This is a genomic window from Blastococcus sp. KM273129 (genome assembly GCF_021698995.1).
GTDB lineage: Bacteria > Actinomycetota > Actinomycetes > Mycobacteriales > Geodermatophilaceae > Blastococcus.
In genome coordinates, this window is record NZ_SSXB01000046.1 from 1 (window position 1) to 21,125 (window position 21,125).

Genomic DNA, 21,125 nt, shown 5'->3' on the forward strand with positions numbered 1-21,125 from the left:
GCGGTGCTGCGCACCCCACCGGGTGCCGCCCAGTTCCTGGCCTCGGCGCTGGACAAGGTCGGCCTCCCCGACGTGCTGTGCAGCTCGGGGTAGACGGCGGGGGTGCGGGCGGCCATGCCCCGCAACCGCTCCGCCAGCGCGGGGCCGCCGTCGGGTTCGCGGGACACCACGAGGAGAGTGTCGTCGCCCGCGATCGTGCCCAGCACGTCGGGGAGGCCGACCTTGTCCAGCGCCGAGGCCAGGAACTGGGCGGCACCCGGTGGGGTGCGCAGCACCGCCAGGTTGGCGCTGCCCTCGGCGGCCGTCAGCAGGTCGGCCAGCAGGCGGGTGAGCCGGGCGGGCGCGGCCTGCGCCGGGCGCAGCGGGGCGTTCTCCGGCGGCAGCACGTAGGAGGCCGGTGCGCCGTCGGAGCCGCGCAGCTTCACCGCACCGAGCTCCTCCAGGTCCCGGGAGAGGGTGGCCTGGGTGACCTCGATGCCCGACTCGGCCAGCAGCACGGCCAGCTGGGTCTGCGAGGTGATCGGCCGGGCCTCGATCAGCTCGCGGATGCGCGCCTGGCGCGCCGAGCGATTGAGGGCAGCGGTCATGCGCGCTCCAGGAGCCAGATGAGCACGGCCTTCTGCGCGTGCAGCCGGTTCTCCGCCTCGTCCCAGACCGCGCTCCGCGGCCCGTCGATCACCTCTGCGGCGATCTCCTTGCCGCGGTAGGCCGGCAGGCAGTGCAGGACGACGGCGTCGTCGGCGGCGCGGGAGAGCGCCGCGGCGTCCACCGCGTAGGGCAGGAACGGCGCGACGCGCGTGTCGTACTCGTCCTCCTGCCCCATCGACACCCAGGTGTCGGTGACCAGCACGTCGGCCCCGTCCGCGGCGGCCGCGGGATCCGGCGTCCACGCGACCGAGCCGCCCGTCCCCGCGGCGATCCGCGCGGCGCGGTCCAGCACCTCGGGGTGGGGCCGGAAGGACTCCGGTGAGCCGATCCGCACGTGCATGCCCGCCGTCGCACCGCCGAGCAGGTAGGAGTGCGCCATGTTGTTGGCGCCGTCGCCGAGGTAGGTCATGGACCGGCCGGCGAGCGAGCCCTTGCGCTCGATCACCGTCTGCAGGTCGGCCAGGATCTGGCAGGGGTGGTAGGCGTCGGTGAGCGCGTTGACCACCGGCACCCGGCTGACCGCGGCCATGGCCGCGATGCGGTCCTGGCCGAAGGTCCGCCACACGATCGCGGCGGCCTGCCGGTCGAGCACGCGGGTGGTGTCCTCGATCGGCTCGCCGCGGCCGAGCTGGCTGCTGCCGGCGTCGATGACCAGGGGGTAGCCGCCGAGCTCGGCGACCCCCACGGAGAAGGACACCCGGGTGCGGGTGGAGGGCTTGTCGAACAGCACGGCGACCGCCCGCGGCACCCCGTTGGCGGCGCGCAGCGGGGTGGGCGCCTGGTCGGTGTGCCGGGAGGCCTTGAGCGAGGCGGCGAGGGCGAGCACCTCGGCCTGCTCGGCCGGGGTGAGGTCGTCGTCCTTGAGGAAGTGCCGGGTCACTGGTCGGTCTCCAGAGCGGTGTCGAGGGCGGCGGGCAGCGCGGCCACGAAGGCGTCCACCTGCGCGTCGGTGAGGACCAGCGGCGGGGCGAGCCGGAGCACGCCGGGGGCGACCGCGTTGGTCAGGAAACCGGCCGCGCGCAGCTGCGCCTCCAGGGCGGGGGCGACGTCGGCGGTGAGGACGACGCCGAGCAGCGCGCCCCTCCCCCGGACGCCGCTGATGCCGGCGTGGCCGAGCGCCTCGATGCCGGCGGTGAACCGGTGCTCGAGCTCCTTGGCACGCTCCAGCAGCCCCTCGTCGCGGATGGTGTCGAGCACGGCGAGCGCGGCCGCGGCGGCGATCGGGTTGCCGCCGAAGGTGGAGCCGTGCGAGCCGGCGGTGAGCAGCTCCGCGGCGTCGCCGAAGGCGAGCATCGCGCCGATCGGCAGCCCGCCGCCGAGCGCCTTGGCCAGGGTGATGACGTCGGGCTGCAGCCCCTCGGCCTGGTGCGCGAACCACGAGCCGGTGCGGCCGATCCCGGTCTGCACCTCGTCGACGGCGAACAGCGCGCCGGCATCGGCCGCGGCGGCCGCGGCCACGGGAAGGTAGCCGGCCGGCGCGGGGAGCACGCCGCCCTCGCCCAGCATCGGCTCGAGCAGCACCATGGCCGTCTCCGCCGACACCGTCGCGCGCAGGGCGTCGGCGTCGCCGTAGGGGACGTAGGAGACCCCACCGGGCAGCGGCGCGAAGGCGGCGGCCTTCGACGGCTGGCCGGTGAGCGCGAGCGCGCCCATCGTGCGGCCGTGGAAGGCGCCCTCGGCGGTGACCACCCTGGTGCGGCCGGTGAGCCGGCTGACCTTGAACGCCGCCTCGTTCGCCTCGGCGCCGGAGTTGCAGAAGAAGACCCGCCCGGGCCGCCCGGCCAGCTCCAGCAGCCGCTCGGCGAGCCGGATGCCCGGCTCGTGCATGGCGAGGTTGGAGACGTGGCCGAGCTTGGCCGCCTGGGTGCTGATCGCCTCGACCACCCGGGGGTGCGCGTGCCCGAGGATGGTGGTCGCGATGCCACCGAGCAGGTCGGTGTACTCCCGCCCGTCGACGTCGGTGACGGACGCCCCGGAGCCGGAGTCGAGCGCGACCGGCGGCGCCTTGTAGTTGTTCATCATCACGGCCGACCAGCGGCGGGCCAGCTCCTCCGTGCGCGTGGTCATGCCGTGCCCTCCTCCTGGTCCTTCGCCGGGACGACCATCGTCCCGGTGCCTTCGGTGGTGAACGTCTCCAGGAGCAGGGCGTGCGGGGTGCGGCCGTCGACGACGGTCGCCCGCTTCACCCCGCCCTCGACCGCCCGCAGGCAGGCGGCCATCTTCGGGATCATCCCGGCGTCCAGCGACGGCAGGATCTCCGCGAGCTCGCGGGCGTCGATCTGCTGCACCAGCGAGCCCCGGTCGGGCCAGTCGGCGTAGAGACCCTCGACGTCGGTCAGCACGACCAGCTTCACCGCGCCCAGCGCCGCGGCCAGCGCGGCGGCGGCGGTGTCGGCGTTGACGTTGTGCACGACGCCGTCGGCGTCCGGGGCCACGCTCGCCACGACCGGGATGTGCCCGGCCTCCAGCAGCGCGGCGACCGGGGTGGTGTCGACGGCCGCGATGTCGCCGACCAGCCCGATGTCGACCGGTTCGCCGTCCACGACCGCCGTCGTCCGGCGGGCGGTGAACAGGCCGCCGTCCTCGCCGGAGAGGTGCACCGCCATCGGTCCGTGCTGGTTGATCAGGCCGACGATGTCGGGGCCGACCTGACCGGTGAGCACCATGCGGACGACGTCGATCGTCTCGGGCGTGGTCACGCGCAGCCCGCCGCGGAACTCGCTCGCGATGCCCAGCCGGCCGAGCATCTCGGTGATCTGCGGCCCGCCGCCGTGCACGACCACGGGCAGGATGCCGCAGGTCCGGAGGAACACCATGTCGTCGGCGAACGCACGCCGGCACTCGTCGTCGACCATGGCGTGCCCGCCGTACTTGATGACGACCACCTTGCCGTGGAACTCCTTGAGCCAGGGCAGCGCGCCGGTGAGGACGGCGACCTTGGCGGCGTCGCCCTCGGGGTCGTGGCGGCGCATGACGCGGCTGGTGCCGACCCGGCGGGGCAGCTTGGGCGGCGGCGCCGGCTCCTCGATGCGGACGTCGGGCGGGGTGGGGTCCTGCTGGCTCATGTGGAGTACGCCGAGTTCTCGTGCACGTAGGCGATGGACAGGTCGTTGGTCCAGATCGTGGCCTGCTCGGCGCCGGCGCCCAGGTCGACGTCGATGGTGATCCGCCGGCCGGTGAGGTCGACGCCCTCGCGAGGGTCGCCGATCGAGCCGCCGCGGCAGACGGTGACGCCGTTGATGGTCACGTCGACCCGGTCGGCCTCGAAGGCGGCGTCGGTGGTGCCGATCGCGGCGAGCACCCGGCCCCAGTTGGGGTCGTTGCCGAAGAGCGCCGTCTTGAGCAGGTTGTTGCGGGCGCAGGCCCGGCCGGCGGTGAGGGCGTCCTCGACGCTGGCCGCGTTCCGGACCGTGATCGCGATGTCCTTGGTGGAGCCCTCGGCGTCGGCGAGCAGCTGCATCGCCAGGTCCGTCGCGGCCGCGGTGAGCGCCGCGGTGAGCTCGTCCTCGGCCGGCGTGACGCCGGACGCGCCGTTGGCCAGCACGATCACGGTGTCGTTGGTCGACAGGCAGCCGTCGGAGTCGACCCGCTCGAAGCTGACCGCGGTCGCCGCCTTCAGCGCCCGCTGGAGCACGTCGGGGTCGGCGGAGGCGTCGGTGGTGAGGACGACGAGCATCGTGGCCAGGCTCGGGGCGAGCATGCCGGCGCCCTTGGCCATCCCGCCGACGGTCCAGCCGGCGCGCTGCTGCGCCGTCGTCTTGGGCACGCTGTCGGTGGTCATGATCGCCCGCGCCGCGGCGCCCCCGCCGTCCTCGGAGAGCGCCTGCGCCGCGGCGGTGACGCCCGCGGTCAGCTTCGCCATGGGCAGCCGGACGCCGATCAGGCCGGTGCTCGCCACCGCGACGTCGATCGCCCCGAGACCCAGCTCCGCGGCGGCGTGCTCGGCGGTGGCGTGGGTGTCCTGGAAGCCCTCGGGCCCGGTGCAGGCGTTGGCGCCGCCGGAGTTGAGGACGACGGCCCGCGCCCGCTGACCGGCGAGCACCTGGCGGCTCCACTGCACCGGCGCGGCCGGGAAGCGGTTGGTGGTGAAGACGGCGGCCGCGGCGTCGTCGGGGCCGGTGTTGAGGACGACGGCGACGTCCGGGTCGCCGGAGGACTTGAGGCCGGCCGCGACGCCGGCGGCGCTGAATCCCCGGGGGGCGGTGACGGTCACTGGGCATCCTCTGGTGCGGACGGGATCACGGTGCCACTCCTACGACCGGGAGGCCGGTGGTCTCGGGCAGGCCGAGGGCGATGTTGGCGCACTGGACCGCCGCGCCCCCGGTGCCCTTGGTGAGGTTGTCGACGGCGGCGACGACGACGAGCCGGTTCGCGTCGGCGTCGACGGCCAGCTGCAGCGCGACGGTGTTCGCGCCGAGCACCTGCGCCGTCGTGGGCCACTGGCCCTCGGGCAGCAGGTGCAGGAAGGGCTCGTCGGCGTAGGCCCGCTCGTACGCGGCGCGGGCGGCCGCGGCGTCGACCCCGGGCCGCAGCGGCGCCGAGCAGGTGGCGAGGATGCCGCGGCTCATCGGCACCAGGGTCGGGGTGAAGCTGACCCCGACCGGCGCGCCGGCGGCCTGCGTCAGGCCCTGGACCATCTCCGGCGTGTGCCGGTGCACGCCCCCGACGCCGTAGGCGCTCGCCGCACCCATGACCTCGCTGCCGAGCAGGTGGGCCTTGGGCGACCTCCCCGCCCCGCTGGTGCCGCTGGCGGCGACCACGACGACGTCGGGCTCGACCAGGCCGGCGGCGAGCGCCGGGGCCATCGCGAGGGTGACCGAGGTCGGGTAGCAGCCGGGGACGGCGACCCGCGTGGCCCCGGCGAGCTTCTCGCGCTGGCCGGGCAGCTCGGGCAGGCCGTAGGGCCAGGTGCCGGCGTGCACCCCGCCGTACCAGCGGGCCCAGGCCGCCGGGTCGTTCAGCCGGTGGTCGGCGCCGCAGTCGACGACCAGGGTCTCGGCGGGCAGCTGGTCGGCGATCGCGGCGGACTCCCCGTGCGGCAGCGCCAGGACGACGACGTCGTAGCCGGCGAGGCTCGCCGCGTCGCTGGGCTGCACGGTCATGCCCGCGAACGGAAGCAGGTGGGGCTGGAGCTCACCCAGGCGTCGGCCGGCGCTCGAGTTGGCGTGCACCCCGGCCAGCCGGAGGTTCGGGTGCCCGGCCAGCAGCCGGCACACCTCTCCCCCCGCATACCCGGTGGCGCCGGTGACCCCGACCGTCCACGTCTGCGCTGCGTTCACGATGCATGACCATACATCACCATGCATGACCGTTCACCGGGGCGCGGGGCGCCGCCCCGGACGGAGGTCAGCTCCGCAACGGCCGCGGCCGGTCCCGCCGGGTTCCCCAGGCGGCGGGCGGGACGCCGAAGAGCACCGAGGCGGACGCCCCGCGGTCCGCCCCACGTCGCCCGCCCCAGCACGGCGGTCACGACGACGAGGCACCCGAGCGCGGACGCGACGAGCATCCGCGCACCCGGCGAAGGAGCGGTGGTCAGGCGAGCGGGTCGCCCCCGCCGTAGGGGCGCAGGCGCAGCTGCCGGGCGGCGCCCTCGGGGGTGGTGGAGCGCAACGTCTCGAGGTCGTCCTTGCCCGCACGCACGAACCGGCCGGACCACTGGTCGAGCTCACCCCCGGCGATCGCGGCGACGATCCCCACGACCTCCTCCAGCGGTGTCCAGTCGGTGAAGCCCTGCCACATGCGCATCGACCGGGTCATCGGGGTGTCGACGACGCCGGGCGCCACGTCGAAGACCCGGACGTCGGAACCCTCCAGCGACAGGGCGAGCGACTCGGTGATCCGCATCAGCCCGGTCTTGGCCACCGAGTACGCGGAGTAGTCGGGGTTGGCGCGGGTGCTCATGCCGCTGGCGAGGTTGACCACCCGCCCGCGGTTGCGCAGGAGCATCCACGGGACCACCGCACGGCTGAGCAGGAAGCTGCCCCGCAGGTGGCTGGTGACGACGCCCCACCACTGGTCGGGGTCGGCCTCCCAGAGCGGCACCTCGGCCTCGTCGACCAGGCCGGCGTTGTTCACCAGCAGGTCGACCGGCCCGAGCTGCTCGCGCACCTCGCCGACCGCCGCCTCGACCGACGCCTGGTCGGTGACGTCGGCCGCGACGGCCAGCGTGCGGCCCCCGGTGACCTCGGCGACCTCGGCCATCGCCACGCGCAGCCGCTCCCCGCCCCGGGCCAGCCCGGCCACGGCCATCCCGCGCCGGGCCAGCCCCTCCACCAGGTGCCGGCCGATCCCGGTCGAGGCGCCCGTGACGAGGGCGACCCCCGCCGGCTCAGCCACGGAGCTGGGCGCCGTTGGCGGCCACCGCTGCGGCCACCGCGGCGTCGAACGCCACGCGGGCCTCCTCGCTGGTGAGCGTCCGGTCCGGCGCCCGGAAGGTCAGGGAGTACGCCAGCGACTTCTGCCCCCCGGGCACCGAGCTGCCGGTGTAGACGTCGAACAGCCGGAGGTCCTCCAGCAGCTCGCCGGCCCCGCCACGCAGCGCCCGGCGCACCCGGTCCTCCGGCTGGTCCTCGGGGACGAGGAGCGCGAGGTCCATCCGCACCGGCGGGAAGGTGGAGATCGACCGGGCCTGCGGCACCGTCGGCTCCGGCAACGCGTCGGCGTCCAGCTCCATCACGGCGGTCCGGGCGGGCAGGCCCAGCACCTCGCACACCTTGGGGTGCAGCTCGCCGGCGTACCCGACCACCCGGTCGCCGACCAGCAGCGCGGCGCACCGGCCGGGGTGCCACGGGGCCTGCTCGGCCTGCTCGACGGTGAGCTCGGCCCCGGCGGCCGCGGCCACCAGTCGGGCGGCCTGCACGGCGTCGGCCCACGCGGCCGGCCGGCCCGGTCCCCACCAGCCGCGGGGCTCGCGCTGCCCGGTGAGCGCCACCGCGACGTGCCAGGGCTGCGCCGGCACCGCACCCAGCAGCGCCGCGAGCGTCGCGTCGTCCGGACGGCGGTCGGCGCCGGGCAGCGGCGCCGGGGTCCCGTCCCCACCCGGGAACACCGAGCCGTGCTCGAAGAGGGCGACGTCGCGGAGCCCCCGGGCCAGGTTGCGGGCGAGGGCGGCCAGCAGGCCGGGCAGCAGCGTGGTGCGCAGCGCCGGGGCCTCCTCCGACAGCGGGTTGCGCACGGTGATCACCCGGCGCCGGTCGTCGTCCGCGGGCAGCCCCAGCGCGTCGAGCTGCGCCGGCCCGGTGAAGGGGAACGCGGGGGCCTCCACGTAGCCGGCCTCGGCCAGCGCCCGGCCGATGCTGCGGCGGCGGCGCTGCCGCTCGGTGAGCCCGCCGCCGGGCGGGGCCGTGGGCAGGATCGAGGGGATCTCGTCGAAGCCGCGGAAGCGGACGACCTCCTCGACCAGGTCGGCCGGCTCCTGCAGGTCGCCGCGCCAGGACGGCGGGGTGACGTGCAGGGCGTCGCCGTCGCCGGACACCTCGGCGCCGACCGCGGTCAGCACCTCGAGCACCTGGTCGCGGGTGTAGGGCACGCCGGCGATCCGGCCCGGCAGCCCGGCGTCGAGCGCGATCGCCGGCCGCGGGGCCCGGGTGTCGACGTCGACCGGCGCGCCGACGATGCGGGCGCCACCGTGCTCGGCGAGCAGCGCCGCGGCCCGGGCGAGCGCGACGACGGTGACCTCCGGGTCGGTGCCGCGCTCGAAGCGCTTGCCGGCCTCGCTGGGCAGCCGGTGCCGGCGCACGCCGCGGGAGATGCCGGTCGGCTCCCAGTGCGCGGCCTCCAGCAGCACCGCCGTCGTCGTGTCGCCGATCTCCGTCGACGCGCCGCCCATGACGCCGGCCAGCCCGATGGGGCCCGACGCGTCGGTGATGAGCAGGTCGTCGTCGGTGAGCGCGCGGTCGACGCCGTCGAGGGTGGTGAGCCGCTCCCCCGCCGTCGCCCGGCGGACCGTGATCGGCCCGGTGACGGTGGCCCGGTCGAAGGCGTGCATCGGCTGGCCGAGCTCGAGCATCACGTAGTTGGTGACGTCGACGGCCAGCGAGATGCTGCGGATGCCGCACTGGGCCAGCCGGCGGCGCAGCGGCCACGGGCTGGGCGCGGCCGGGTCGAGGTCCTCGACGGCGAGCATGGAGAACCGGTCGCAGCGGTCGGGGTCGGCCACGGTGACCTCCCACGCCGGCGCTCCCGCCCAGCCGGGCAGCGGGAGGTCGGCCGGGTCGCGCCAGGTCACGCCGAGCACACCGGCCAGGTCGCGGGCGATCCCGCGCATCGACATGGCGTAGCCGCGGTCCGGCGTCACCTCCAGGTCGAAGACGACGTCGTCCAGACCGAGGACGTCCGCGGCCGGGGTCCCCGGCACGTAGCCGGCCTGCCCCAGCACCAGGATGCCGGCGTGGTCCTCGCCGATGCCCAGCTCGCGGACCGAGCAGATCATCCCGTCGGAGACGTGGTCGTAGGTCTTCCGCGCCGCGATGGCGAAGTCGCCGGGCAGCACGGCGCCGGGCAGCGCGGCCACCACGAGGTCGCCGACGGCGAAGTTCCGGGCGCCGCAGACGATCCCTCGAGGCTCGGCCTCCCCCACCTCCACCTGGCAGTAGCGGATCGGCTTCTTGAAGCCGGTGAGCTCCTCGATGTCCAGCACCCGGCCCACCACCAGCGGGCCGGTGGTCACCGGCGGGCGGACGACGTCCTCCACCTCGAAGCCGAGCCGCACGAAGGCGGCGTCGAGCTCCTCGACGGTGGTGCCGGCCGGGAGGTCGACGAGCTCGGACAGCCAGCTGACGGGGACCTTCACTGCTCAACTCCGAAGACGCTGGTGAAGCGGACGTCCGCTTCGGCGATGTCGTGCATGTCCGAGACGGCCGACCGGAACTGCAGCGCCCGCTCGATGCCCATGCCGAAGGCGAAGCCGGTGTAGGTGTCGGGGTCGACGCCGCAGGCGCGCAGCACCCGGGGGTTGACCATCCCGCAGCCGCCCCACTCGACCCACTGCGGGCCGTCGCGGTGCTCGGGGAACCAGACGTCGAACTCGGCCGAGGGCTCGGTGAAGGGGAAGAAGTGCGGCCGCCACCGGGTGCGGGCGTCCGGGCCGAACAGCTGACGGGCCAGGTGGTCCAGCGTGCCGCGCAGGTGCGCCATGGTGAGCCCTCGGTCGACGGCGAGGCCCTCCACCTGGTGGAAGACCGGCAGGTGCGTCGCGTCGAGCTCGTCGGTGCGGTAGACGCGCCCCGGGGCGACGACGTAGATGGGCGGCTGCCGCTCCAGCATCGTGCGCGCCTGCACCGGGCTGGTGTGGGTGCGCAGGACCAGGCCGGAGTCCTCGGGTGCGACGAAGAACGTGTCGGACAGCCAGCGGGCCGGGTGGTCCGGGCCGAAGTTGAGCGCGTCGAAGTTGAGCCACTCGGCCTCGAGCTCCGGCCCGTCGGCGACCTCGTAGCCCATGCCCACGAAGATGTCGGCGATCCGGTCGACCAGCGTCGTCAGCGGGTGCCGGGCGCCGCGCGGGGTGCGGTCCCACGGCAGCGTGACGTCGACCCGCTCCTCGGCCAGCACCCGGGCGTCGCGCTCGGCCTCCAGCTCGGCCCGTCGGGCGTCGTAGGCCTCGGTGACCGCGACCCGGGCGGCGTTCACGCGCTTGCCGGCGTCGCTGCGGGCGGCGGGGGGCAACGCGCCCAGCTCCCGCCGCGCCAGCAGCACCGGCGCGCGGTCGCCGAGGTGGGCCGGGCGGGCGGCGGCCAGTGCCTCCAGGTCCGCGGCCGCCGCGAACGCCCCGAGCGCGGCGCGGACCGCCTCGTCGAGGGCCTCGGGCGAGAGGGCGGCGACCTGCTTGGGGTCGTAGGGATCGTTGGCGCCAGACACGGGACGCCATTCTGCCCGGCGCCCGCCCCCGCGCGCGCCTGGGTTCCGGTGGGGTGACGACGACGGCGCCCCGGGCAGCCGGGTCCTCCCTCATCGCACGGCGTCCTCCCTCACCGCGGACGCCGAGGGAGGACGCGCATGATCAGGTCCGGCTGATCGTGGCCGGGGCCCGGGCCCGCTGCCCGGTCGACCACCCGTTCGGGGCAGGCAGGGCCCGCTCGGCTTCGGCCCGGACCGCCCGGGGCCGAATACGCCTCCGTGAGCCCTGTGCGCCCCGACACCGACGCAGCCCTCGCCGCCGCCCTCCGCCCCGGCGGCGTGCGCAGCGTCTTCCAGCCCATCGTGGAGCTCGACACCGGCGCGGTGGTCGCCTACGAGGCCCTCGCGCGGGGCCCCGAGGGCCCGCTGCAGCGCCCCGACCTGCTCTTCGCCGCCGCCCGCCAGGCCGGCGCGCTCGCCGAGCTGGACGCCGCCTGCCGGGTCGCCGCCTTCTCCGGCGCCGTGCGGCACGGGCTGCCCGCGCCGCTCGCCCTGTTCATGAACGTGGAGCCGGAGGTCCTCGACACCGCACCCCTGGACGAGCTGCTGGCGATCGCCGCCGAGGCCCCCGGCGGGATGCGCGTCGTCCTGGAGATCACCGAGCGGGCGCTGGCCACCCGCCCGGCGGAGCTGCTGCGCACCGTCGCCCGGGTCCGCGAGCTGGGCTGGGGCGTCGCCCTCGACGACGTCGGCGCGGACGCGATGTCGCTGGCGTTCATGCCGATCCTGCGCCCCGACGTGGTCAAGCTCGACCTGCGGCTGGTGCAGGAGCGCCCCGGCCCCGCGATCGCCGAGATCATGAACGCGGTCAACGCCTATGCGCAGACCTCCGGCGCCGCCGTGCTCGCCGAGGGCATCGAGAACGACGCTCACCTGGCCATGGCCCGGGCGCTCGGGGCGACCCTCGGCCAGGGCTGGCTGTTCGGCCGCCCCGCGCCCGAGCCCGCCTGCGACCGGCCGCTCGGCTCCCTGCCGCCGCCGGTCCAGGACACCGCGACGGAGGTCGAGCCGGGCTCCCCGTTCGCCTGCCTGCCCGCCGGCACCCCGCTGCGCCGCTCCCCCAAGGCGCTGCTCATCGAGCTCAGCAAGCAGCTGGAGCGGGAGGCGCTGCGGCTCGGCGAGACCTGCGTGGTCACCGCGACCTTCCAGGAGGCGCGGCACTTCACCCCGTCGACGACGCAGCGCTACCGCGACCTGGTCGAGCGCACCGGCTTCGTGTGCGCCCTCGGCGAGGGGCTCCCCACCGAGCCGCTGCCCGGTCTGCGCGGTGCCGACCTGGCCCCGGGCGACCCGGTGCGCGGCGAGTGGGACGTCGTGGTGCTCGCCCCGCACTTCAGCGTCGCCCTGCTGGCCCGCGACCTCGGCACGCCCGGGCCGGACCTGCAGCGGGAGTTCGAGTACGCGCTGACCTACGACCGCGACGTCGCGGTCCGCGCGGCGCGCAGCCTGCTCGGCCGGGTGGTCCCGCGCGCCCACGGTGCCGCGCCGGCGCGGACCGCAGCGACGGCCGCCACCCCGGCCGCCGCCCCGGCGGTCCTGGGCGAGCAGCTGCTGGGCGACCCGGCGCTCGTGCGCCGGGCGCTGGAGGCGACGCCGAGCGGTGTGTGCCTGGTCGACGTCCGGCTCCCCGACCAGCCGCTGGTCTACATCAACCCGGCCTTCGCCCGGCTCGCCGGCATGCCGGCCGAGGAGCTGCTGGGCCGCAACTGCCGGTTCCTGCAGGGGGCGGACACCGACCCGGGGGCCGTGGCGCGGATCCGCGCCGCCATCGCCGCCGGCGAGGAGTGCCGCGAGGTGCTGCTGAACCACCGCGGCCCCGACCGCACGCCCTGGTACAACGAGCTGCACCTGGCGCCCGTCACCGACGCGACCGGGGCCGTCGTCCAATACATCGGCGTCCAGGTCGACGTCACCGAGCAGGTGCTGGCGCAGCGGGCGCTCGAGCAGGAGCGGGACCGGACCCGCGGGTACCTGGCCCGGATCGAGGAGCTGTCGGTCACCGACCCGCTCACCGGGCTCGCCACCCGCCGGCACGTGGAGGAGCAGACCGAGACCGCGCTGTGGAACGCGCGGTGCGCCGGCGACGCCGTGGCGCTGGTCGTGGTGGCCCTCGACGCGTTCGCGTCGATCGAGGAGCGCTACGGGGCCACCGCCGCCGAGCAGCTGCTCGCCGCCACGGGGCAGCGCCTCCGCGCCCGGCTGCGCCGCGGCGACCTGGTGGCCCGCTGGGCCTGGGACTCGTTCGTCGTCGTGCTGCCGGGGCTCGCGGCCGGCAGCGCCGGCCGGGAGTCGGACCGCGTCCGGACCGAGCTGGCGCAGGCCGCACGCGGGCCCGTCCTGCTCGCCGGCGCCCCCGTGGTGACCGAGGTCAGCACCGGCGGCGCCTGCTTCCCCGCCGACGGCGACGACGTCACCGGGTTGCTGGTGGTCGCCGAGCGCGCGGCCGGCCGGCTGCCGGTCTCGCCCAGCTGACCCCCGGCCGGCCTCCGGGCGCCGGCGTCGAGCAGGCCGGTGCGGGAGCGACCTCAGCGGCCTCCTCCGGTCAGCTCCGCGGCGGCAGCAACCTGCCCAGGCCGCCGTCGGCCAGGTCCGTCAGCTGGTCGACCAGCTCGGCGGCGGAGACCCTCCGGTCCCCCGACCACCAGTGGGCGGCCAGCTGCACCATGCCCACCACGCCGTAGGCCCAGGTCATCGCACCGTCGGCCGGGCGGCCGGCGTCGGCCAGCCGGGCCGCCAGCAGGCCGCCGAGCGCGGTGGCGACGGCGTGCTCGGTGGCGGCGACCAGGTCCGCCCGGCCCGCCCGGCCCGCCTGCGCGTAGGCGAACCGGTAGAGCGCCGGCTCGTCCTCGATGAGCGACACGAAGGCGGCGATCACCGCCCGCAGCTGCGCGCGGCCGTCGGCGCGGTCGGCGGCCAGCTCGCCCAGCAGCCGGGGCAGCAGGATGGCCTGGGAGATGCGCTCGAGGACGGCGTCGATCAGCTCGTCCTTGTCGCTGAAGTACCGGTAGATGACCGTCTTGGAGACCCCGGCGCTGCGTGCGACGTCGTCGACGGAGAAGTCCGGGCCGGCCAGGCGGACCGCCTCGACGGCCGCCCCGACGAGGTCCTCCCGGCGCGCACGCCGGTGCTCGGTCCAGCGGGACCGGCGTCCGTCCGTCGGTGCGGTCGCCGGTGCGTCGGCGACCATCTTCACGTCCTCCACGGCAGCAGCCACCTTCCCTCGCGGCCCCGGTCGTCGTCCCGGCGGAGCCTGCCCGTGCCCACCATCCTCCCGTCCGGCGGCCCGCGGGACACCGTCGTGGCGTCCGGGTCCGGTCCGACGGGCCGGTGGCGCGTGCCGTCGCCGCCCACGCCGTCCCCCGGCCCAGGCCTCATCCCTGGGCGAGCTGGGTGGTGTACAGGCAGATCGCGGCGGCCGCGGCGAGGTTGAGGCTCTCCGCGCGGCCCCGCATCGGGATCCGCACCCGCGCATCGGCGAGCTCGGCGAGCTCGGCGGGCACGCCGCGGGCCTCGTTGCCGAACAGCCACAGCACCGGCCCGGCCAGCCGGCCGCCGGCGACGAGCGCCGGGAGCTCCACCTCTCCCCCGCCGTCGGCCGCCAGCACGGTCACCCCGGCCGCGCGGAGCTCCGGCAGCAGGGTGCCCAGCGGCGCACCGCGGACGACGTCGAGGTGGAACAGGCTGCCCGCGCTCGACCGCACCGCCTTCCCGCCGTAGGGGTCGGCCGAGCCCGCGCCGAAGACGACGGCACCGGCCCCGCAGGCGTCCGCCGTGCGCAGCACGGTGCCGGCGTTGCCCGGATCGGCCAGCTCGGCGAGGGCGACGGCGAGCCGCGGCGGGGCCGCGGTGAGGGCGCCGACGGCGACATCGCGCAGCGTGCAGACGGCGACCAGCCCCTGCGGCGTCACGGTCTCCGACAGGCCGGCGGCCGCCTTGTCGGTGACCAGCCGTACCGGCACCTCCGCGGCGGCCAGCAGGTCCGCGTGCGCGTTCGCCGCGGCGGTCGTGGCGAAGACCTCCCGCACCCCGGCGGGGTCGGCCAGCGCTTCGGCGACGGCCTGCCGCCCCTCGGCGAGGAACAGCCCGGCGGCGTCGCGGCCGGCGCGGCGGGTGAGCTTGCGGGCCGCGACGATCCTCGCGGAGCGCTCGGTGAGCGGCTCGGTCACGCGGTCTCCTCCGTGGTCGTGCACACGCCGACGCCGCCGGCGCCGGCCCCGGAGGGACGGTCACCGACGGCGTCAGGTGAGGTGCTGGAACGGCCGTCCTGCAGGTCCGCGCCGAGCGTGCGAGGCGTGGCGGGCAGGGTGGTCCTAGCTTCAGGCGGCCTGCTTGCCGGTCGCCTCGGGGTTCGCGGCGAGCGCGGCCTTGGCGGACTCCACCAGGGCGGCGAAGGCGGCGGGCTCGTTGACGGCGAGCTCGGCGAGGACACGGCGGTCCAGCTCGATCTCGGCCAGCTTCAGCCCCTGCATGAACCGGTTGTAGGTCATGTCGTTGAGGCGGGCCGCGGCGTTGATCCGGGTGATCCACAGCTTGCGGAAGTCGCCCTTGCGCGCCTTGCGGTCGCGGTAGCTGTAGGTCGCCGAGTGGAGGATCTGCTCCTTGGCCTTGCGGTACAGCCGCGACCGCTGACCGCGGTAGCCGCTGGCGGCCTCGAGGGTCGTCCGGCGCTTCTTCTGGGCGTTGACCGCCCGCTTCACGCGTGCCACGTGAGTGCTCCTGTCTTTCTAAAGGTCGGTGGGAGGGGCGCTCAGAGGCCCAGAAGCTTCTTCAGGTTCTTGGCGTCGGCCGGGGAGACGACCTGGTCCTGGTCCAGCCGGCGCTTGCGGGTCCCGGACTTGTGCTCGAACTTGTGCTGGTTGTTCGCCTGCTCGCGCATGAGCTTCCCGGTGCCCGTGATGCGCACCCGCTTGGCGGTGCCCTTGTGGGTCTTCTGCTTCGGCATGTCCTCGGTCCCTGTCATCTGGTGTCGGTGCGCGCGGCAGCACCCGGCTGCCGCACGCACCGGCCGTCTTCGGTGGTGCTGGTCTCCGCCCCCTGCGCGGTCCCGCCGCGAGCCTGCTCGCGGCGGGAGGCGGGAGGGTCCTGCGTCAGGCGCTCGGCGCCTGCTCCTCGGCCTGCTCGCCCTTGGGCCGGCGCTTCTCCTGCGCGGTCTGCGCGCCCTTGTGCGGGGCGATCACCATGACCATGTTCCGACCGTCCTGCTTCGGGTTGGACTCGACGACGCCCAGCTCGCTGACGTCGGCGGCCAGCCGCTGCAGGAGGCGGTAGCCCATCTCCGGGCGCGACTGCTCGCGGCCTCGGAACATCACGGTGATCTTGACCTTGTCGCCGCCCCTGAGGAAGCGCTCGACGTGGCCCTTCTTGGTCTCGTAGTCGTGCGGGTCGATCTTCAGGCGCAGCCGCATCTCCTTGATGACGGTGAGCGCCTGGTTCCGCCGGGCCTCGCGGGCCTTCTGGGCGGACTCGTACTTGAACTTCCCGTAGTCCATGAGCTTGGCGACGGGCGGCCGGGCCATGGGAGCGACCTCGACCAGGTCGAGCTCGGAGTCCTGTGCCAGGCGCAGCGCCTCGCCGATCGACACGATGCCGACCTGCTCGCCCTCGGGCCCGACCAGGCGGACCTCGGGGACACGGATGCGGTCGTTGATGCGGGGCTCGGTGATGGCCTCTCCTTACGCTGCTGCGTGGGAGGAGTCGCTGGCCCACCCCGGCGCCGACGGGAAAGGCCCCGCGAGCGTCTGCTCACGGGGCCCACTCGCCGGTGGCCCACGACCCGTGGGGTCGTGCGCACGCGATCGCCGACCGGTGGCCGGTTCTCGCGATCCGGGACCTGGGCGCCTGGACGGCGTCAGGTGGGAGCGGGCTCCTCTTGGATAGCGGCCCGGGGCAGGGCCGCTGGGTGGTTCGCGCGCCTCGTGTAGCGGGGAGGCTCGCCCATGCTACAGCGTCCCGGCAGCCGCAGGCATTCCCCCCTGCCTGCCGCATGGTGCCGTGCTGGATCGGCCCCGCCCAGGGGCTCGCGCTGAGCGGCGCGACGGGTGAGGAGGACGGGGTCCTCCGCTCAGTCCTCGTAGAGCAGCGGTGGCCGGACCGGGTCCTTCGCCCGGGCGGCGGCGTGCAGGGCGCGCAGCCCCTCGACGGCCCGGACGGCGCGCTCGCCGTCGGCGGCCTGCAGCGCGTGGATCGAGATCTCGTCGCCGTTCTCCAGGGCGAGCGACCCCCAGGCCGACTTCCGCTCGAACCGCACCGCCCGCACCGCCGTCCACGGCAGCTCGTGGTGGACGGCGAGGTTGCGGACGCGCACCCCGTGCTCGTCGGCGTCGACCCGCGACCGCCCCAGCAGGAGCACCCCCGCGGCGAGCGCCAGGCCCAGACCGGCGATCGCGATCTGGTCGACCGGCCCGTAGGCGACCACGGAGTTCTGCGTGGAAGGCAGGCTGAGCGCGACCAGGAGCCCCACCACCGCGACGACGCCGGCGACGACGGCGAGCAGCAGCCGCAACCGGTGCGGGACGGCCGAGACGGCGGGCAGGGGGGCGTGGGGACCGCTCACGCCCCCATGGTGACAGCCGGCGCCCGGGACCCGGCTGGCAGAGTGCGGCGTCGTGGAGACCACCGGCACCGCCCAGCGCACGGCGTGGGAGCAGCGCAGCCTCCCCCCGGTCGAGCAGCTGCGCAGCGACCTGTGGTCGGTGCCCGTCCCGATCCCGCACAACCCGCTGCGCTACGTGAACGTCTACCTCTTCGCCCTGGCCGGCGGCGGGCTGGGGCTGCTCGACACCGGGTGGGAGAGCGAGGACGGCTGGTCGGCCCTCACCGAGGGGCTGGCGTCCGTCGGCGGCTCGATCACCGACGTCCGCGGGGTGCTCGTCACCCACCTGCACTTCGACCACCTCGGCCTGGCCGCCCGCGTCCGGGAGGCCAGCGGCGCGTGGGTGGCGATGCACCCGGCCGACGCCGACGCCGTCCGCCGGCTGACCGCCACGGAGGCGCAGGCCGCCGTCGACACCGAGGTGGCCTTCCTCGTCGGGCTGGGCGCTCCCCGCGAGGAGGCGCTGGCCGACGTCGGCGGGGCGGAGAACCTGTCCGGCTTCCACCGCATGGCCGTGCCCGACCGCCTGCTCGAGGACGGCGACCACGCCGCCTTCCCGGGATGGGCGCTGCGCGCCGTCCACACGCCCGGCCACACGCCCGGTCACCTCTGCTTCGCCGAGGAGCGCACCGGGCTGCTGTTCTCCGGCGACCACGTGCTGCCGCGGATCAGCCCGAACGTCTCCAGCACCTCCGGCGGCTCCCCGGACCCGCTGCGCGACTACCTCGACTCCCTCGCCGCCGTCCGCGACCTCGACGCGAGCGAGGTGCTGCCCGGGCACGAGTGGCGCTTCCGCGGCCTCGCCGAGCGCACCGACGCACTGACCGCCCACCACGAGCGGCGGCTCACCGAACTGCTCGGCGCGATCCGCGAGCACCCCGGCTCGACGCCGTGGGACCTCGCGGCGTACCTGACCTGGTCGCGGCCGTGGGACCAGTACGCACGGCGGATGCGGATCTTCGCGGTGACCGAGACCGATGCGCACCTGCGGCTGCTCGCCAGCCGGGGGCTGGTGGTCGGCGACGGCGGGGCGGTACCCACGTGGACCCTGGCCGTCCGCTGACCCGGCAGACCTACGCCGCGCTGGCCGGCCGCACGCTCCGCCTCGCCCCGCGGCTCGGCGGCACCCGCCTGGTGGTCGTGGACGGCCCGGCCGGCTCCGGCAAGACCACCTTCGCGGCCCGGCTCGCCGCGGCGCTGGGGCCCGGGACGCCGGTCGTGCACATGGACGACCTCTACGCGGGCTGGACGCTGACCGGCGCGGTGTCCCGGCTGGCCGCGGGCGTGCTCCGCCCGCTGGCGGAGGGCCGGGCGGGCGCGTACCACCGGTACGACTGGGCGGCCGGCCGGTTCTCCGCCGACCTCGTGCCCGTCCCGCCGGCGCCGGTCCTGCTCGTCGAGGGCTGCGGCAGCGCCTCGCGGCGCCTGGACCCGTGGACGGCGACGCGCGTCTGGGTCGAGGCCCCCGAGCCGCTCCGGCTCGCCCGCGGGCTGGCCCGCGACGGCCAGGGCATGGCCGAGGAGTGGCGCCGGTGGCTGGTCACCGAGGCGGTCGCGTTCGCCGCGGAGGACACCCGCCGGCGGGCCGGCCTCCGCGTGGACGGTGCGGCGGACGGTGCGGCCGACGGGTTCGTGCTGCTGCCCTGAGGTCGGGTGGGCCCGGCAGGGCGGCGACGTTTGCGGAGCAGCCGCGCTGCGTACCCCGCCACCGGGGACGACGCCGATCGAGAACGCGGCCGCGCGCCGTCCGTGGAAGGCACCTCGTGAACGGCAAGCGAACCGCAGGCCCCACCGTCCCCCTCACCGACGAGCTGGCCGGGGTCTTCGCACGGATGTCGGGTCTCCTGCTGTCCGCCGAGACGGTGGAGACGTCGCTGAGCCTGCTCAGCTCGCTGGCCCAGGAGAGCGTCACGGGCTCCTGCGGGGCCGGTGTCACGGTGATCGAGGGCCGTCACCGGGTCTCCTCCGGGTCGACCGACGACCGGGTGCGGGCGGCGGACGCGCTGCAGTACGAGATGGACGAAGGTCCCTGCCTCGCCGCAGCGACCGCGCGCGAGGTGGTCCGCGTCGACGACCTCCGGCGGGAGCGCCGCTGGCCGCGTTGGGCCGGTGCGGCGAGCTCCCTGGGTCTGCGGGCCGCGCTGAGCGCCCCGCTGGTCGCCGGGAACGCCGGGCTCGGCGCCATCAAGGTCTACGCCGACCACCCCGGCACGTTCGACCGGCGCAGCGAGCAGTTGCTCACCCTGTTCTCCGCCCAGGCCGCGTTCCTCGTCGCCAACGTCCAGTCCCACGACCGGGCCCGGCGGCTCAGCGAGGGCATGCGGCAGGCGGTGCGCGACCGGGATGTGGTCAGCACGGCCAAGGGCGTGCTCATGGGCCGGCACTCCGTGGACGAGGACACCGCCCTGCGGATGCTCTTCTCCCGGAGCCGCGACCAGGGCGTCGCCCTCGCCGACGCGGCCCGCGCGGTGGTCGACCCGGCCGCCCGCCGCCGCCGGCTGTGACGCAGGACGCGCAGCAGCCGGCCCTGGCCGCCGGCTACGCGCACGCCGATCTGGGCCTGGAGCAGCTGTGGGTGCGGTACTTCGCGCTCGGTGGCACCGCCGATCTCATGGAGGTCGACGCCTACCTCAACGGCCTCGCCCCCGTCCCGGACACCCAGCACGACCTCCTGGCGCACGCCGTCAACGAGCGGCTCGACGAGCTCCTCACCCGCCACCGGGTGCCGTACACGCGGACCTTCCGGGCCGGGCGGCCGGCCAGCGGCCCGCTGGCCGCGGTCGTCACCCTCCTGGAGGTGGCGGGCGCCGCGCCGCCGGAGCGGCTGCCCGCCCTCGTCGCGGCCGCGGGCCGGAAGCTCGGTGTCGAGGTCACCGTGCACCGGATCGACCACGCGCAGAGCTGCCTCGTGCGGCTCGACGCCCCGGGGTCCGGTGACCGGCGCCGCCTGGGGTTGGACAGCACGATGGCCGGCCGGGCGTTCCGCACGGTCCAGGTGGTCGCCTCGGACCGGGACGGCCGGCCGCGCCTGTGGGTGCCGGTGCTCGACGGCGCCGACCGGCTGGGCGTGCTGGAGGTCCGCGTCGAGGAGGAGGCAGACCTGCACGACCCGGCGCTGCGCGACCAGTGCTGGTGGCTGGCCTCCCTGCTCGCCCACGTCCTGGTCTCGCTCGAGGCATACGGCGACGACCTGGAGCGCCGGCGGCGGGTCCGGCCCATGTCGCCCTCGGCCGAGCTGATCTGGCAACTGCTCCCGCCGCTGACCGCGGCCACGGATTCCTTCGTGCTCGCGGGCAGACTGGAGCCGAGCTACGAGGTCGGCGGCGACGCCTTCGACTACGCCCTGTCCGAGAGCACGGTCTCCCTCGGCATCTTCGACGCGGTGGGGCACGGCGTCCGCGCCGGGCTCGTGACCGCGGCCGCGCTGGCCGGGTACCGCAGCGCCCGCCGGGACGACCGCAGCGTGTTCCACCAGGCCGGCGCGATCGACGACGTCGTCGCGCAGAACTTCCCGGGTGGCGAGTTCGTCACCGGCGTCATCGGCGAGGTCGACGTGGCGTCCGGTCGGCTGCGCTACGTCAACGCGGGTCACCCGGCCCCCGTGCTGCTGCGTGGCGGCCGGGTGGTCAAGGAGCTCGAGGGAGGCCGGCGGCTGCCCTTCGGGCTGGGCGACCGGAACCTCACGGTGGGTGAGGAGATGCTGCAGCCCGGCGACTGGCTGGCGCTCCACACCGACGGCATCACCGAGGCCCGGGACGCCGGCGGCACGTGGTTCGGCGAACGGCGCCTCGCCGAGTTCCTCACCCGCGCCATCAGCGCCGGCCAGCCGCCCGCAGAGACGGTCCGCCGGCTCACCGCCGCCGTCCTCGAGCACCAGGGGGGCCTCCTGCAGGACGACGCCACCGTGCTGCTGGCCCGGTGGAAGCAGCCGTGACGACCGCCGTCGCGCGCCCTGCCCGGAGGGTCGTCACGCCGCCGTAACCCCGAGGCC

The 21,125-nt window shown here is 75.9% G+C and carries 20 protein-coding genes and 1 pseudogene; 6 read left to right on the forward strand and 15 right to left on the reverse strand.

Annotated features, from left to right (window positions below):
* Window positions 1-3 precede the first annotated feature (3 nt).
* Window positions 4-93: a hypothetical protein gene (locus E9565_RS23300; RefSeq protein WP_236835499.1), complete on the forward strand. Its 90-nt coding sequence runs from the start codon at window positions 4-6 to the stop codon at window positions 91-93.
* Between the two features lie 74 nt (window positions 94-167).
* Here the strand turns inward: E9565_RS23300 and E9565_RS13675 are convergent.
* The 9 genes and pseudogenes from E9565_RS13675 to pheS form a co-directional block, all read right to left on the reverse strand.
* Window positions 168-587, reverse strand: a pseudogene (locus tag E9565_RS13675) (arginine repressor); the annotation flags it as partial.
* The gene (gene argF, locus E9565_RS13680) at window positions 584-1,528 is read right to left on the reverse strand and encodes an ornithine carbamoyltransferase (RefSeq protein ID WP_236835464.1); all 945 of its coding nucleotides are present in this window, start codon (window positions 1,526-1,528) and stop codon (window positions 584-586) included. The gene argF and the pseudogene E9565_RS13675, both read right to left, overlap by 4 nt.
* Window positions 1,525-2,715 (reverse strand): acetylornithine transaminase, encoded by a 1,191-nt coding sequence (locus tag E9565_RS13685; RefSeq protein ID WP_236835466.1) that lies wholly within the window; start codon window positions 2,713-2,715, stop codon window positions 1,525-1,527. Before E9565_RS13685 ends, argF begins: the two co-directional genes overlap by 4 nt.
* Window positions 2,712-3,713, reverse strand: a complete 1,002-nt coding sequence (gene argB, locus E9565_RS13690) for an acetylglutamate kinase (RefSeq protein ID WP_236835468.1) — start codon at window positions 3,711-3,713, stop codon at window positions 2,712-2,714. The genes E9565_RS13685 and argB overlap by 4 nt, the downstream gene beginning before the upstream one ends.
* Window positions 3,710-4,861: a bifunctional glutamate N-acetyltransferase/amino-acid acetyltransferase ArgJ gene (gene argJ, locus E9565_RS13695; RefSeq protein ID WP_236835470.1), complete on the reverse strand. Its 1,152-nt coding sequence runs from the start codon at window positions 4,859-4,861 to the stop codon at window positions 3,710-3,712. The genes argB and argJ overlap by 4 nt, the downstream gene beginning before the upstream one ends.
* Window positions 4,862-4,886: 25 nt before the next feature.
* A complete protein-coding gene (gene argC / locus E9565_RS13700; protein ID WP_236827596.1) occupies window positions 4,887-5,927 on the reverse strand; it encodes an N-acetyl-gamma-glutamyl-phosphate reductase in 1,041 nt (346 codons plus the stop codon).
* A gap of 253 nt (window positions 5,928-6,180) precedes the next feature.
* Window positions 6,181-6,984, reverse strand: a complete 804-nt coding sequence (locus E9565_RS13705; RefSeq protein WP_236835472.1) for an SDR family NAD(P)-dependent oxidoreductase — start codon at window positions 6,982-6,984, stop codon at window positions 6,181-6,183.
* Window positions 6,977-9,439 carry a phenylalanine--tRNA ligase subunit beta gene (pheT, locus tag E9565_RS13710; RefSeq protein WP_236835474.1) on the reverse strand — a complete coding sequence of 821 codons (2,463 nt, stop codon included), beginning with the start codon at window positions 9,437-9,439 and terminating at the stop codon, window positions 6,977-6,979. The genes E9565_RS13705 and pheT overlap by 8 nt, the downstream gene beginning before the upstream one ends.
* The gene (pheS, locus tag E9565_RS13715) at window positions 9,436-10,503 is read right to left on the reverse strand and encodes a phenylalanine--tRNA ligase subunit alpha (RefSeq protein ID WP_236827599.1); all 1,068 of its coding nucleotides are present in this window, start codon (window positions 10,501-10,503) and stop codon (window positions 9,436-9,438) included. Before pheS ends, pheT begins: the two co-directional genes overlap by 4 nt.
* Before the next feature lie 258 nt (window positions 10,504-10,761).
* Between pheS and E9565_RS22970 the strand changes: the two genes are divergently transcribed.
* Window positions 10,762-13,014 (forward strand): EAL domain-containing protein, encoded by a 2,253-nt coding sequence (locus E9565_RS22970; protein ID WP_236835476.1) that lies wholly within the window; start codon window positions 10,762-10,764, stop codon window positions 13,012-13,014.
* A gap of 70 nt (window positions 13,015-13,084) precedes the next feature.
* Here the strand turns inward: E9565_RS22970 and E9565_RS13725 are convergent, their stop codons facing one another.
* The 6 genes from E9565_RS13725 to E9565_RS13750 all read right to left on the reverse strand — a co-directional run bounded on the left by E9565_RS13725 (window position 13,085) and on the right by E9565_RS13750 (window position 17,095).
* Window positions 13,085-13,744, reverse strand: a complete 660-nt coding sequence (locus E9565_RS13725) for a TetR/AcrR family transcriptional regulator (RefSeq protein WP_236827601.1) — start codon at window positions 13,742-13,744, stop codon at window positions 13,085-13,087.
* 169 nt (window positions 13,745-13,913) lie between these two features.
* Window positions 13,914-14,708: an RNA methyltransferase gene (locus tag E9565_RS13730; protein WP_236835478.1), complete on the reverse strand. Its 795-nt coding sequence runs from the start codon at window positions 14,706-14,708 to the stop codon at window positions 13,914-13,916.
* A 150-nt stretch (window positions 14,709-14,858) separates the two neighbouring features.
* Window positions 14,859-15,248: a 50S ribosomal protein L20 gene (gene rplT / locus E9565_RS13735; RefSeq protein ID WP_236827603.1), complete on the reverse strand. Its 390-nt coding sequence runs from the start codon at window positions 15,246-15,248 to the stop codon at window positions 14,859-14,861.
* Window positions 15,249-15,289: 41 nt separating this feature from the next.
* On the reverse strand, window positions 15,290-15,484 hold the full coding sequence (gene rpmI / locus E9565_RS13740) for a 50S ribosomal protein L35 (protein ID WP_236827604.1): 195 nt from the start codon (window positions 15,482-15,484) through the stop codon (window positions 15,290-15,292).
* Between the two features lie 145 nt (window positions 15,485-15,629).
* Window positions 15,630-16,205, reverse strand: coding sequence for a translation initiation factor IF-3 (gene infC, locus E9565_RS13745; protein ID WP_308191120.1), 576 nt, complete (start codon window positions 16,203-16,205; stop codon window positions 15,630-15,632).
* Window positions 16,206-16,603: 398 nt separating this feature from the next.
* On the reverse strand, window positions 16,604-17,095 hold the full coding sequence (locus tag E9565_RS13750; protein ID WP_236835480.1) for a PH domain-containing protein: 492 nt from the start codon (window positions 17,093-17,095) through the stop codon (window positions 16,604-16,606).
* Window positions 17,096-17,147: 52 nt separating this feature from the next.
* On the opposite strand from E9565_RS13750, the gene E9565_RS13755 reads away from it, so the two are divergent.
* The 4 genes from E9565_RS13755 (at window position 17,148) to E9565_RS13770 (ending at window position 21,068) form a co-directional block, all read left to right on the forward strand.
* Window positions 17,148-18,197 carry an MBL fold metallo-hydrolase gene (locus tag E9565_RS13755; protein ID WP_236835482.1) on the forward strand — a complete coding sequence of 350 codons (1,050 nt, stop codon included), beginning with the start codon at window positions 17,148-17,150 and terminating at the stop codon, window positions 18,195-18,197.
* Window positions 18,176-18,781, forward strand: a complete 606-nt coding sequence (locus tag E9565_RS13760) for a uridine kinase (RefSeq protein ID WP_236827607.1) — start codon at window positions 18,176-18,178, stop codon at window positions 18,779-18,781. The genes E9565_RS13755 and E9565_RS13760 overlap by 22 nt, the downstream gene beginning before the upstream one ends.
* 116 nt (window positions 18,782-18,897) lie before the next feature.
* Window positions 18,898-19,638 (forward strand): GAF and ANTAR domain-containing protein, encoded by a 741-nt coding sequence (locus tag E9565_RS13765; RefSeq protein ID WP_236835484.1) that lies wholly within the window; start codon window positions 18,898-18,900, stop codon window positions 19,636-19,638.
* Window positions 19,635-21,068, forward strand: coding sequence for a PP2C family protein-serine/threonine phosphatase (locus E9565_RS13770; protein WP_236835486.1), 1,434 nt, complete (start codon window positions 19,635-19,637; stop codon window positions 21,066-21,068). Before E9565_RS13765 ends, E9565_RS13770 begins: the two co-directional genes overlap by 4 nt.
* Window positions 21,069-21,125 lie beyond the last annotated feature (57 nt).